This window comes from Streptomyces katrae (assembly GCF_002028425.1).
Taxonomy (GTDB): domain Bacteria; phylum Actinomycetota; class Actinomycetes; order Streptomycetales; family Streptomycetaceae; genus Streptomyces; species Streptomyces katrae_A.
Genome location: NZ_CP020042.1, coordinates 5967478 through 5980735, shown reverse-complemented (window position 1 = coordinate 5980735; position 13258 = coordinate 5967478). Strand labels below are relative to the sequence as shown.

Below are 13258 nucleotides of genomic sequence, written 5' to 3'. Positions count from 1 at the left end.
CTGACCGGCTGACCGGCGCGTGCCGCCGACGGGGCCCTCACTCCAGGGGAGTGAGGGCCCCGTCCTCGTCCCTGTAGTAGCTGCCGGTGGTCGCGCCCTCGACCTTGCCGAGCTTGAGCCAGTGCTCCGACATGGTGTGGAGGTCGTTCGCCACGCGCTCCCAGGGGGCCTGGTGCCCCGCGCAGGCGATCCGGAACATCAGCTTGTCCGGCCCGGGGATCCGCCGGTAGAGCTCGGGGACCGAGAAGTACAGCAGGCCCAGGTCGGACGAGGTGTTCACGATCGTGTCGTTCTCCCCGTACACGATGCACACGGGAACCGATCCGCCGAGGACCCCGTGCAGCGGCACGGTGGTGGCATTCCAGCCCCACCAGTACGAGTTCCGGATGCGGTTGAGCCCCTGAGGGGGCCCTGCAGGGCCTCCCCAGGTGGCACCGACCGGGTCGGCGGCCATGATCGCCTTCCACACCTCGTCGACGATGCCGGGCTCACGCTGGTCAGGGCACTTCAGGTCCTTGCCCCACGCCAGGTCGAGGCCGGCCTTCGTGCCGACGGTCATCGGGTAGCCGAAGGCCGCCGGCGGAGTGGAGACGGGCAGCGGCACCGGCGCTCCGAAGTCGGTTCCGGGCTTGCTCGCCCTGCCCTGCGGCGGAAAGATCGGCGCCAGCAGGAAGAGGCTGCGCACCTTGGCGGGGTGCTGGATGGCGTAGGGCCCGAGCTGCTGGGCGGCGGCCGACCAGCCGATGAGGTCCACTTCGGCGGCGCCCGTCTGGCCGAGGATGAAGTCGACCACCTTGTCGACCTCGTCCCAGTCGCTCTGGGAGTTGTTGAGCTGGGCGGCGTAGTCCACCGGGCCCAGGTACACGCTCGCATCGGGGTGGGGCACGAGGAGCTGCCGCTGCGCGGGTGCGGGGCTGACGTTCTTCGGGTCGTCCATCATCGGGCGGGTCGACAGCCCGGAGCCCTGGAGTTCCATCACGAAGACATCGAACTTCGCCTTCGCCAGCTCCTCGGCCCAGCTGTACTTCTTGTACGGCAGGTCGAAGCCGGCCAGGGCGGGGACGCTCCTGCCGTGCAGCATCAGCACGGGCCTGCTCGGTTGGCCCGTGGGTGTGCCGTTGCGCCTGCGCACGAAGAGCTTGACGGGGGCGCCGGCGTTCGCCGGGTTGGTCGAGGTGTGGTCCACGTGGTAGTCCGTGAGGACGGGTGCCGCCATGTGGTGCTCCGTTTCCGCCGGGGGTCCGGGCCGGATGCCCGGGACCGGGCCAGGATCCGGACGGGCGTGGGCCCGGCTCCGTCGACGCGGCCACCGGCGCCGGTGTGCGACCCGATCGGGTAACCACGGGCGCCGCGATCGGCCGGGCGCACGGCAGGGCGCGAGGGGGCGCACGCGGACTGGCCCCCGGTGTGACCTTCGCCGCTGTTCGGGGAGGGGGTGTGCACATGAGTTACCCGCAAGTAGCATGGGCCGGGTGAGCGGGCGCTCAGTTCAGATGGGGCCCCGCCGCGCAGCAGTGCACACCCGCACCTGGAGGAGAGCCAACGTGCCTCGTACCGTCAGGGACGTCGTCTTCGTCGACGGCGTCCGCACCCCGTTCGGCAAGGCGGGCCCGAAGGGCATCTACCACGAGACCCGCGCCGACGACCTCGTCGTGAAGGCGATCCGGGAGCTGCTGCGCCGCAACCCGGACCTGGACCCCAAGAAGATCGACGAGGTCGCCATCGCCGCGACCACGCAGATCGGCGACCAGGGCCTCACGCTGGGCCGCACGGCCGGCATCCTCGCGGGTCTGCCGCAGTCCGTCCCGGGCTACTCCATCGACCGCATGTGCGCCGGCGCGCTGACCGCCGTGACCGCCGTCGCGGGCGGTGTGGCCTTCGGTGCGTACGACGTCGCCCTCGCCGGCGGTGTCGAGCACATGGGCCGCCACCCCATGGGCGAGGGCGTCGACCCGAACCCGCGCTTCGTCTCCGAGAAGCTGGTCGACGAGTCCGCCCTCTTCATGGGCATGACCGCCGAGAACCTGCACGACCGGTACCCGACGATCACCAAGCTCCGCGCCGACGAGTACGCCGTGCGCTCGCAGGAGAAGGCCGCCAAGGCGTACGCCGACGGCAAGATCCAGCAGGACCTGGTCCCGATCTCGGTGCGCAACACCAACGCGGAGGTCGGTGAGACGGGCTGGGGCCTGGTCACCTCCGACGAGCCGATGCGCCCGGGCACCACGCTGGAGAACCTGGCGAACCTGAAGACCCCGTTCCGTACGCACGGCCGGGTCACCGCGGGCAACGCCGCCGGTCTCAACGACGGTGCCACCGCCGCGATCATCGCGTCCGAGGACTTCGCCCGCGAGAACAACCTCCCGGTCAAGATGCGCCTCGTCTCCTACGCCTTCGCGGGCGTGGAGCCGGAGGTCATGGGCTACGGCCCGATCCCGGCCACCGAGAAGGCCCTCGCCCAGGCGGGCCTGTCCATCGAGGACATCGGCCTGTTCGAGATCAACGAGGCCTTCGCCGTCCAGGTCCTCGCGTTCCTGGAGCACTACGGCATCGCCGACGACGACGCCCGCGTGAACCAGTACGGCGGCGCGATCGCCTTCGGCCACCCGCTGGCCTCCTCCGGCGTCCGCCTGATGACGCAGCTGGCCCGCCAGTTCGAGGAGCAGCCGCACGTCCGCTACGGCCTGACCACCATGTGCGTCGGCTTCGGCATGGGCGCCACGGTCATCTGGGAGAACCCGAACTTCGACGCCGAGGGAGACTCCAAGTGAGCACCACCGCCGAGCTCCTGAAGGGCGCCGCCGAGCTGTTCCCGGACGAGGTCGTCACGTCCGCGCACGTCCGCCACCTGGACCTGCCGTTCGGCGCCGGGCGCTTCGCGCTCGTCACGCTGGACAACGGCTTCGACCACACCAAGCCGACCACCTTCGGCCCGCAGTCCCTGGCCAACCTGAACGCGGCCATCGACCAGGTCGAGCAGGAGGCCACCGCCGGCACCATCGTCGGCGCGGGCATCACCGGCAAGCCGTTCATCTTCGCCGTCGGCGCCGACCTCAAGGGCGTCGAGCTGCTGAAGAAGCACGACGAGGCCCTCGCCATCGGCAAGGGCGGCCACGACGTCTTCAAGCGCCTCTCGGCGCTGGCCGTCCCCACCTTCGCGTACTACAACGGCGCGGCGATGGGCGGCGGTGTCGAGGTCGGCCTGCACTGCTCGTACCGCACCGTCTCGAAGGCCATCCCGGCCTTCTCGCTGCCCGAGGTCTTCCTCGGCCTGGTTCCGGGCTGGGGCGGCTGCGCCATCCTCCCGAACCTGATCGGCGCGGAGCGCGCGGTCTCGGTCATCATCGAGAACTCGCTCAACCAGAACCGTCAGCTGAAGGGCAAGCAGGTCTTCGAGCTCGGCATCGCCGACGCGATCTTCGAGGGCGCCGACTTCCTGGAGCAGTCCCTGATCTGGACCGCGAAGGTCCTGAAGGGCGAGACCGAGGTCGTACGCGCCGAGGTCGAGCGCGGCGAGGCCTGGGACGCGGCCGTCGCCAAGGGCCGCGCCATCGCGGACTCCAAGGTGCACGGCGCCGCTCCGGCCGCCTACCGCGCGCTGGACATCATCGCCGCGGCCAAGGACGGCGACCTCCAGGCCGGCTTCGACGCCGAGGACAAGGCCCTGGCCGACCTCATCATGGGCGGCGAGCTGCGCTCGGGCATCTACGCCTTCAACCTGGTCCAGAAGCGCGGCAAGCGCCCGGCCGGTGCCCCGGACAAGTCCCTGGCCCGTCCGGTCAGCAAGGTCGGCGTCGTCGGCGCGGGCCTGATGGCCTCGCAGCTGGCGCTGCTGTTCCTGCGCCGCCTGGAGGTGCCGGTGGTCCTCACCGACATCGACCAGGAGCGCGTGGACAAGGGCGTGGGCTACGTGCACGCCGAGATCCAGAAGCTGCTCGGCAAGGGCCGCATCAACCAGGACAAGGCCAACCGCCTGACCGCCCTGGTGACCGGTGTCCTGGACAAGGCCGAGGGCTTCGCGGACGCGGACTTCATCATCGAGGCCGTGTTCGAGGAGATGTCCGTCAAGCAGAAGGTGTTCGCGGAGGTCGAGGCGGTCGCCCCGGCGCACGCGATCCTCGCCACCAACACCTCCTCGCTGTCGGTGTCGGAGATGGCCTCCAAGCTCCAGCACCCGGAGCGCGTGGTCGGCTTCCACTTCTTCAACCCGGTCGCGGTCCTCCCGCTGCTGGAGATCGTCCGCGGCGAGAAGACCGACGACGCCTCGCTGGCCACGGCCTTCGGCGTCGCCAAGAAGCTGAAGAAGACGGCCGTGCTCACGAAGGACGCCCCGGCGTTCGTCGTGAACCGCATCCTGACCCGCTTCATGGGCGAGATCCAGAACGTCATCGACGAGGGCACCCCGGTGGCCACCGCCGAGAAGGCCATCGAGCCGCTCGGCCTGCCGATGTCGCCGCTGGTGCTGCTGGAGCTCGTCGGTCCGGCGATCGGCCTGCACGTCTCCGAGACGCTGAACCGTTCCTTCCCGGAGCGCTTCACCGTCTCCCCGAACCTCAAGCGGGTCGTCGAGGCGGGCAAGCGCGGCTTCTACGTCTACTCCGCGGAGAACGGCTTCAAGCCGGAGCTGGACCCCGAGGTCGCCGCCCTCCTGGTGCAGGGCGACTCCGTCCTGACGGAGGAGCAGGTCCGCGACCGCGTCCTGGACGCGGTGGCGCAGGAGATCGGCCTGATGCTGGAGGAAGGTGTCGTGGCCGAGGCCCAGGACATCGACCTCTGCCTCATCACCGGTGCGGGCTGGCCCTTCCACCTGGGCGGCATCACCCCGTACCTGGACCGTGAGGGCGTCTCGGAGCGGGTGAACGGCAAGAAGTTCCTCGCCCCGGGCGTCGCCAGCGTTCCGGCGTAAGGCGCAGGGCACAGAGGAGGGCCCCGTCCGCACCTGGTGCGGACGGGGCCCTCCCCTTTGGTCCCGGGTTCACCTGCGGCCGAGCCGGCCGCTCTTGACCAGGCGCTGGGCGGCCGGCGAGGCCGGGTTGATGGTCAGGGCCCGCCGGGCGGCGTCGCGGCGCAGGTCGTCGCCGTGCTTGCCGAGCTTCGCCGCTGTCTCGGCGATCCGCAGCCAGACCAGGGCGCGGCCGCTGTCCGCGGAGATCTGGGCGGCCCGCTCGATGCGACGCCTGGCCTGGTCGGTCTCCTTGCGGCGGATGTGGGCCTGGGCCATCCCGATGAGCAGGTCCAGGTTCTCGTGCTCGGCGAGCAGCCGGGCACCGACCTCCAGGATGCCCTGGTCGTCCTTGGCCTCGACCAGCGAGGCGAACCCGCTGAGCGTGATGTCGGTGACGGGCAGCTCGTCCGGCTCGGTGCGCTCCCCGGCGCCGCGCAGGGTCCAGCCCAGGCCGCGCCGCCACTTCCAGGTGCGCGGACCGGGCAGTTCGAGGCGGGTACGGGTGCGCTCGTTGAAGTGCATGGACAGCTCGGGGCGCGTCTCCCACTGGTCTACGGCCGCCGCGACGTACTCCTCGGCCACCGGGCGCAGGAAGGCGTACCGCTTGGGCTGCATGCAGTAGCCGACGGCCTGGACGTAGGGGGTGACCTCGGTGCGGATGTGCTCGGCGTCCAGGATCCGGTCGGCGGGGGCGGCGGCCGGTGCCTCGGGGCCGGCTTCCAGGTCGGGGACCAGGGCGTGGGTGAGGGTGGCGGGGATGCGGTTGCTGTTGGCGTAGGGCCGCATGCGCCGGATGACCTCCAGGGCGCCGATCTGGGCGACGGGGATCCCGTACAGCGCGCGGGCGGTGAACAGGCCGGTGGAGAAGCAGCCGATCACCTGGCGGGGGCGCAGGTAGGCGAAGACCGTCTCGGCGAGGACGGGGACGTCCAGGACGAGGAAGGGGACGCCGGCCTCGCGGGCGGCCGCGGCGAGGGTGTCGGAGAGGCTGGAGGGGGCGCTGGGGTGCGGTTTGAAGACGACCGCGGTGTGGCCCAGGCGTACGGCGTGCTCGAACATGCGCCGGTGCAGGTCCTCCTCTTCCTCCTCGGTGAGGATGCCGAGGGGGGAGAGGTACTGGCCCAGCAGGAGGGCGGTCTGCGGGCCGAGCCCGGCCAGCCCGGGCGGGATCACCCGGTCGAGGAGGGGGCGGCACTCCTCGGTGAGCTCCGCCATCAGGTCGAGGACGGCACCGGTCCGTACGGGCTGTGAGGGGATCCCGTACTCGGTGAGGAGCATGGGCAGCAGGGTGGGGACCAGGTCGAGGTAGAGGACCTGTTCGATCCGGCCGTGGATGGGGCGGGGCAGGTCGTTGCGGGTGGGCCCGTAGCTCATGACGCCGTCGGCGTACACGGCGAGGGTGGCGTCGGAGAAGATCTTGCAGAGGGTCTGGGCCGGTTTGACCTGGATGGACTCGACGACGAGTTCCAGGGGGCCGGGCCGGATGCCCATCTTCTCCCCCATCACGGTGCGCCAGAGGGGGGCGTCCTCGTCGCGGGGGCCCCACAGCGACGGGTGGAAGGGGTAGATGAGGTCGTTCCAGTAGACGACGCGGTGGAAGCGCGCGAGGACGGCGGCGGCGCCGGGCATCCGGTGGAGCGGGGTGGCGACCTCGGGGATGTCGACGTTGTTGCAGACGAGCAGGATGCGCTCGCGGTCGTCCTGGCCGAGCTGGCCGGCGTCGATGGCGGCGGCCACCGTCATGGCGCCGTAGAGGGTGGAGGCGGCGAATATCCGGGTCATCGGGCGGCGGCACCCTGGTACTGGGACATCAGTGCTCTGAGCTTGTTCACGCGTGCGGAGTCCATTCCTGCCAGGGTCCCCTCCAGGATGTCCTGGGGAAGGTCGAAGAGGGTGCGCGCGCTGCGTTCCCACAGCAGGCCGCGGGTGACTTCCTCGTAGTCCTGGGCGCGGTCCATGTGAATGACGACGAGCGCGCACAGAGTTCGCATGGCCTTGAACGAGAGTTCATATCCGCGCGGATGGCGGGCGAGCTCGTCGAAAACGAGCCGGAAGGCGGGAAGGAAGTCGAGCTGGCGTTCGTCCGGGATCCTGGTGAGCGAAGTGGACACGTCGCGGCGGTAGAAGACGCCGTGGAGGTCGACCACTCCGAAGGAGCGCATCCGCAGGTGCAGCTGGTAGAACCAGTGGCGGTCCTCGGCGGTCCGCAGGCTCTCCTCGAAGAACAGCGCACCGGCCTCGCGCAGGCGTTCGCGGTCGTAGATGCCGGCCCAGACCGAGGGGTAGTCGATGAAGGTGGAGGCGTCCACCGGCCCCATGTAGTCCAGCGGGTTGAGGGGAAGGGCCCGCGGGGCCAGCGGAGGCATGACGATCTTGCGCTTTTTCCCGTAGACGCGGACATGGCCGGTGCGCAGGAAATCCACGCCCGACTGGCTCATCCAGCCGACCAGTTGCGCGAGATATCCGGGGGCGTACCAGTCGTCCCCGTCGAGGAAGGTGAAAAAGCGTCCGCGGGCCGCGGCGAGGCCGATGTTCCGGGTCGCCGATATTCCCATGTTCCGCTCGTTGCGGATGAGTACGGCTCCGGGAATACCGGGTACCATCTCACGCAGGATCTCTGATGTCCCGTCAACGGACGCGTCGTCCACGACGATGAACTCGAAGTCCTCCCGGGCATTCAGCGCCAAGGACTTCAGCGTGGTCCGGCAGAAGTCGCGGACGTCACACATCGCGACGATTACCGAAAGCGTCACCATCGTCGGCACTCACCTTCTCCCCATTCACCGACACCGATCCATCATGTCAGAGCCCGCGGGAGAGCCCGAACGGTGCCCGGTGTGTGACGTACAACTCCCCCGGCGGTCGAGGCCCATTCGTGACACATAAGACTCAGGTGAGGATGTAAGGTCTAACGGGCCGCGCGGCCATCCCGCCCGAGCCCGCGTCCAGCTGCGGGCCTGCCGACAGCAGTTGGGCTTCGCCGACCGACCGGGAATCCACCAGTGCGCATCCACGTGCTCGCAGACTCCGACACCCGCTGGAAATGGGGTGCGGGGCTGGCGGTGGGCCTGGCGCCGGGCAGCGAGGTCCACGCCCACATGCTGCGCGGCCGGAGCACGCCGACGGCGCGTCAGCTGGCGGAGGTCGGCATCACCCCCTCCTCCATCACCGAAGCCACGCTCGCCGAGTTCGCGGCGGCCCCCGCGCTCGACACGGCGGACGTGATCATCCTGGGCACCGTCGGCGGCGCCACCCACGCGGCCCTGCACGCGCTGGCCCGCCGCTTCGCCGGGGCCCCGCGGCGGCCGGTCCTGATGACCGGCTACGTCGGCGTCGTCTACGAGAAGATGGCCGACGGCCTCCTGCTGCGGGCCGGCGCCGATATCGTCCTCGCCAACAGTCCTTTCGACCGGCGCCGCTTCACCGAGGTGTACGCACCCCTCGGAATTCCCGCGTCCAGCATCGTCCAGACGGCGCTCCCCTTTCTCGACGAGCGCCTTTACGACCCGGCCCGGACTTTCGCCGAACACCCTTATACGGTGTGCTTCGCCGTCCAGCCCTCGGTACCCGCCGACCGGAACGGCCGCCTGTACATGCTGCGCCGTGCGATTTCCCACGCCCGGCTGCGTCCGGGGCGCGACGTGCTGGTGAAACTCCGCAGCAAACCGGGTGAGGCGACCACGCATGTGGAGGCGTTCCACTACCAGGTCCTCGCGGAACAGCTGGACGAGCCGCTGCCGCCCAATCTGCATTTCGTGTACGGCAACATGTCGCAGACCCTCGACCGCACCGATCTCCTGGTGACCGTCAGTTCCACGGCCGCCCTCGAATCGATGCACCGGGGAATGCCGACCGCCATCCTGAGCGATCTCGGAGTCCGGGAGATCCACGGGAACCACTACTTCACCGGCTCCGGCTGCGTCACCGACTGGACCGCGATAGACGAGGGCGCGGCCCCGATCGCGCACGAATCGTGGATGATCGACCAGGGAATCCGTGCCACCGATCCTTTCGGGGAACTCCGCGACCGGATCCTCGAATTGCGGGGCAGCCGGCTCCCCCCGATCACCCCGTACTACACGGCCGAGAGCGCACCCGAATACGTCGGTACCCTGCTGCGCCGCCGAGGCCTGAATCCCGACGGCTCCCCCGGCCCCGGCGCAGCCGCGGCCCGCTCCCGGGGCCCGATGAAGCGCACCTCGCGGCGCGTGCTCAAGGTCGCCTACCAGTTCGGGGTCCAGCGCGTGGCCCCCAAGATCCAGCAGTGGGGCGGCGTGTGAACGCCCCTTCCCCTTCCCCGTCCCCCTCCCCGTCCCCGTTCCCTCCCAGGAGAAGAGCCCTGTGAACGTCACCGCCGTCATACCCGCCCGGGGCGGCTCCAAGGGCATCCCCGGCAAGAACGTGGCCGAGGTCGGCGGGGTGCCGCTGGTGGTCCGCGCGGTGCGGGCCTGCCTGGGCGCCGCCCACGTGACCCGGGTCGCCGTGTCCACCGACGACGCGGCGATCGCCCTCGCCGCCCGCGCCGCCGGCGCCGAGGTGGTGGAGCGGCCGGCCGAGCTGGGCTCGGACCGGGCGTCCAGCGAATCGGCGCTGCTGCACGCGCTGGACCGGCTGGAGGAACGTCACTCCGAAGCCGTGGACGTGCTGGTCTTCGTCCAGTGCACCAGCCCCTTCATCACCTCCGAGGAGGTGGACGAGGCCGTCCTGGCGATCGTCCGCGACGGCGCCGACTCCGCCTTCACCGCCGTGCCCTTCCACGGCTTCCTGTGGACCGCCGAGCCCGGCCACGGGCCCGGCCACCAGGCGCGGGGCGTCAACCACGACAGCGCGGTCCGGCTGCGCCGCCAGGACCGTACGCCCGAATACCTGGAGTCGGGCGCCGTCTACGCGATGCGCGCCGAGGGCTTCCGCCGCAGCGGCCACCGCTTCTTCGGCCGCACCCAGCTGGTCCCCACGGCCCCCGAGCGGGCCATCGAGCTCGACGAACCCGGCGACCTCGACCGGGCCCGGGCCCTGGCCCCGCTCCTGGACCCCCCGCAGACTTCGGCGACCCCGTCGCCGCAACCCCAGCAGTACCCCGGAAAGGAACTCTGAACAGTGGTGCACAGCAACCGGATCCGCCGGATCGGAAAGCGGGAGGTCGGCGCCGGCCGGCCCACCTATGTGATCGGCGAGATCGGGATCAACCACAACGGTGAGCTGGCCAACGCCCTCGCGCTCGTCGACGCCGCCGCCGACGCGGGCTGTGACGCGGTGAAGTTCCAGAAGCGCACCCCCGAGATATGCACCCCGCGCGACCAGTGGGACATCGAGCGGGACACGCCCTGGGGCCGGATGACGTACATCGACTACCGCCACCGCGTCGAGTTCGGCGAGGACGAGTACCGGGCCATCGACGAGCACTGCGCCGAGCGCGGCATCGACTGGTTCGCCTCCCCCTGGGACACCGAGGCCGTCACCTTCCTGGAGAAGTTCGACGTGCCCGCGCACAAGGTGGCCTCCGCCTCGCTGACCGACGACGAGCTGCTGCTGGCCCTGCGCGCCACGGGCAAGACGGTCATCCTCTCCACCGGCATGTCGACCCCGCAGCAGATCCGGCACGCCGTGGAGGTGCTCGGCAGCGAGAACATCATCCTGCTGCACGCCACCTCCACCTACCCGGCCAGGGCCGAGGAGCTGAACCTGCGGGTGATCAACAGCCTGGAGGCGGCCTACCCGAACGTGCCGATCGGCTACTCGGGGCACGAGACGGGCCTGCAGACCACCGTGGCGGCCGTCGCCATGGGCGCCTGCGCCGTCGAGCGGCACATCACCCTCGACCGCGCGATGTGGGGCTCCGACCAGGCCGCCTCCGTCGAGCCCGGCGGCCTCGCCCGCCTCGTGCGCGACATCCGGACCATCGAGACCGCCCTCGGCGACGGCGTCAAGAAGGTCTACGACTCCGAGCTCGCCCCCATGAAGAAGCTCCGCCGCGTCCAGGGCACCCTCCCCGCCGAGGGCCTGACGGCCTCGGCATGAGCGAAACCCTCGCCCTGGTGGAGAGCCCGGCTCAACTACTGAATGTCCTGGAGTGGGCCCATGCCCACCCGGGCGAGGCAGCCTCCCTCACCATCGCCGTGCTCCAGCCGGTGGACCCGCGCTCGCGCGCGCAGGTCCGCCGGCTGTGCCGGTACGCCTCCCAGGCCAAGGTGGTCTGGCGGCGCTACGAGGTCCGCGCGGGATACCTGGGGCGGGCCGGCGAGCTGGTCCGGCTCGGCCGGGCGGTGGCGGCGGCCCGGCGCCTGGTGATCGGGGACCTGTTCTCCCGCACCATCCAGCTGCTGCTGCCGCGCTCCCGGGCCCGCGAGGTGGTCGTCGTCGACGACGGCACCGCCACCACCGAGCTGGTGGCGCTGCTGACGAGCGGGCAGCAGCTGACCCGCTGGCACCAGGGGGACGCCAAGTCCGCCAAGGGCGGCCCGGTGAACCGGTGGCTGGCCCGTCCGGAGCTGGAGCGGGCCGTGTTCTTCACCTGCATGCCGGTGACGGCGCCGCCGGGCGCCGAGCTGCGGCCCAACGAGTACGCCTGGAGCCGGGCCACCTTCGGCCCGGCCCGCCCCCGGCCCGGCGCGGACCTGGCGGGCAGCTCGCTGGTGGAGACCGGGGTCATCGACGAGGACCGCTACATCGAGGCGGTCGGCTGGATCGCCCGCACCCGGGCGGCCGGCCGCTACCTGGCGCACCGCCGGGAGAGCGCGGACAAGCTCCAGCGGATCGCCGGACTGACCGGCATGGAGATCGTCCACCCCGAGCTGCCGCTGGAGCTGACCGCGCTGACCGAGCCCATCGGGCTGTCCCTGCTGACCTTCGCGTCCACCATCGCCTACACCCTGCCGATCGTGCTGCGCGGTGCACCGGTGCGGGTGGAGCTGTGCGAGATCGACGACGCCTGGATCACCCCGGACACGGCGGCCCGCTCGGTGGACTTCCTGCGGCGCATCTCCAGCCTGGCCATCGCCCGCCACGGCCTGGCCAGCATCCCGCCGCAGGGCCGACGGCGCACGGGCGAGCGGTCAGAAGCGCTGCCAGCGGCCCAGTGAGAGGCCGGAACTGTCCTTCTGCCGGTTGACGAGCAGTTCGCCGCCGGCGCTGATCGAGGCGATGACGACCAGGCCGCGGGCGTCGACGGCGAGGGCCGGGGAGTCCGGGCACTCCTCGCCGATCCCGGTCCACCAGAGCCCGGCCGCCTCGTTCTCCGTCGGGTACGCGGCGAGTGCGGTACGGCCGTCCAGGGCGCGGTGGGCCAGCACCGTGCAGTCGTACCCGTCGACCAGCGCGCGGACGGCGGCCACCGCCCCGAGTCCCGGACCGCCGCCCAGGGCCATCACCCCTGCGCCCTCGCGGTGGGCGAACACCCCGCTGCCGTCGGCCGCGTGCCAGAAGCGGGTGAGCCGGCCCGGGGCCGTCTCCAGGGTGGCGAGCGAACCGTCCCGGGCGAGGTAGGGGACCACCTCGCCCATCTTCAGGGGGCCGCCGGGTGCGGACTGCGCCCAGAAGGTGAGCCCCTTCTCGCCGGGGGCGGCGAAGGCGGTGCGGCCGTCGGCGGTGGAGGAGGCGCAGCCCCCCTCGAAGGTCATGCTGCCCTTCAGGTCCTCCCAGCGGCCCCAGGTGCCCTTCTTGTCCTGGCGTTTCATGTGGATGCCCCGCCCGTTGTTGCGGACGAAGACGTGGGCCGCGCCCTGGGCGTCCACCGTGATGGCCGGCGGGCCGCCGCGCAGGGACATCTCGACGTTCTGGTAGAGGGTGCCGAGGGATTCCCAGGGGCCGATCGGGCGGCCGCTCTGGTACTGGACGGCGTGGTGGTACGTGAGGGTCTCGGTGTCGCCGTCCCGGGCGCGGCGCCGGGCCGTGAAGTGGGCGTACCCGTCGGGGCCCTGGCCCACCGACAGGTCGGTCAGGCCGTCGGCGGGGAAGAAGTCGGGGCCGCTCCAGCCGGGGCCGCCCGGGGTCTCTTCGGTCCAGCGCAGGAGGCCGCCGCCGGTCCGGGCGTACGCGGTGAGCCGGCCGTCCTTGCCGGCGAGGACCCAGCGTCCGGTCAGCGGGCCCAGGGCCGCGGGGTTCCCGTTACGAGCCGGAGCCGGTGCCGCGGGGCGCTGGGGGGATTTGTTCGGACTGCGTCTGGATCGCGTCGCCATGGGACCGCAAGCAACCCTTCCCCTTCACGATTCGAACAGAATCAGGATACCCCGGGGGTCTTCCGGCGGGGTCCTGCGTCTATGTTGGAGCCCGCGCGCGCCCCGCCGCGTTCCCCCGCCACCCGTTCGGAAGGACCGG

The 13258-nt window shown here is 71.2% G+C and carries 10 protein-coding genes; 6 read left to right on the top strand and 4 right to left on the bottom strand.

The genetic code is table 11. From position 1 onward, the window contains the following. Positions 1–37: 37 nt before the first annotated feature. On the bottom strand, positions 38–1216 hold the full coding sequence (locus B4U46_RS27170; RefSeq protein ID WP_107438323.1) for an alpha/beta fold hydrolase: 1179 nt from the start codon (positions 1214–1216) through the stop codon (positions 38–40). A gap of 328 nt (positions 1217–1544) precedes the next feature. Between B4U46_RS27170 and B4U46_RS27165 the strand changes: the two genes are divergently transcribed. Next, positions 1545–2771, top strand: coding sequence for a thiolase family protein (locus B4U46_RS27165; RefSeq protein ID WP_045946025.1), 1227 nt, complete (start codon positions 1545–1547; stop codon positions 2769–2771). After that, positions 2768–4906 (top strand): 3-hydroxyacyl-CoA dehydrogenase NAD-binding domain-containing protein, encoded by a 2139-nt coding sequence (locus B4U46_RS27160; RefSeq protein ID WP_079430277.1) that lies wholly within the window; start codon positions 2768–2770, stop codon positions 4904–4906. Before B4U46_RS27165 ends, B4U46_RS27160 begins: the two co-directional genes overlap by 4 nt. A 69-nt stretch (positions 4907–4975) precedes the next feature. Here the strand turns inward: B4U46_RS27160 and B4U46_RS27155 are convergent, their stop codons facing one another. Further along, the gene (locus tag B4U46_RS27155) at positions 4976–6727 is read right to left on the bottom strand and encodes a polysialyltransferase family glycosyltransferase (RefSeq protein WP_185117159.1); all 1752 of its coding nucleotides are present in this window, start codon (positions 6725–6727) and stop codon (positions 4976–4978) included. Beyond that, positions 6724–7701 carry a glycosyltransferase family 2 protein gene (locus B4U46_RS27150; RefSeq protein ID WP_079430276.1) on the bottom strand — a complete coding sequence of 326 codons (978 nt, stop codon included), beginning with the start codon at positions 7699–7701 and terminating at the stop codon, positions 6724–6726. Before B4U46_RS27150 ends, B4U46_RS27155 begins: the two co-directional genes overlap by 4 nt. A gap of 246 nt (positions 7702–7947) precedes the next feature. On the opposite strand from B4U46_RS27150, the gene B4U46_RS27145 reads away from it, so the two are divergent. From B4U46_RS27145 to B4U46_RS27130, 4 genes are all read left to right on the top strand, one after another. Next, positions 7948–9225, top strand: coding sequence for a DUF6716 putative glycosyltransferase (locus B4U46_RS27145; RefSeq protein WP_237293138.1), 1278 nt, complete (start codon positions 7948–7950; stop codon positions 9223–9225). Between the two features lie 61 nt (positions 9226–9286). After that, on the top strand, positions 9287–10039 hold the full coding sequence (locus tag B4U46_RS27140) for a cytidylyltransferase domain-containing protein (protein WP_079430274.1): 753 nt from the start codon (positions 9287–9289) through the stop codon (positions 10037–10039). Between the two features lie 3 nt (positions 10040–10042). Next, positions 10043–10963 carry an N-acetylneuraminate synthase family protein gene (locus B4U46_RS27135; protein WP_398898818.1) on the top strand — a complete coding sequence of 307 codons (921 nt, stop codon included), beginning with the start codon at positions 10043–10045 and terminating at the stop codon, positions 10961–10963. Further along, the gene (locus B4U46_RS27130; protein ID WP_107438322.1) at positions 10960–12024 is read left to right on the top strand and encodes a hypothetical protein; all 1065 of its coding nucleotides are present in this window, start codon (positions 10960–10962) and stop codon (positions 12022–12024) included. Before B4U46_RS27135 ends, B4U46_RS27130 begins: the two co-directional genes overlap by 4 nt. On the opposite strand, the gene B4U46_RS27125 is transcribed toward B4U46_RS27130, so the two are convergent. Next, positions 11998–13119 carry a hypothetical protein gene (locus B4U46_RS27125; RefSeq protein ID WP_079430273.1) on the bottom strand — a complete coding sequence of 374 codons (1122 nt, stop codon included), beginning with the start codon at positions 13117–13119 and terminating at the stop codon, positions 11998–12000. The two genes, B4U46_RS27130 and B4U46_RS27125, sit on opposite strands and share 27 nt — an antisense overlap. Positions 13120–13258: the final 139 nt, after the last annotated feature.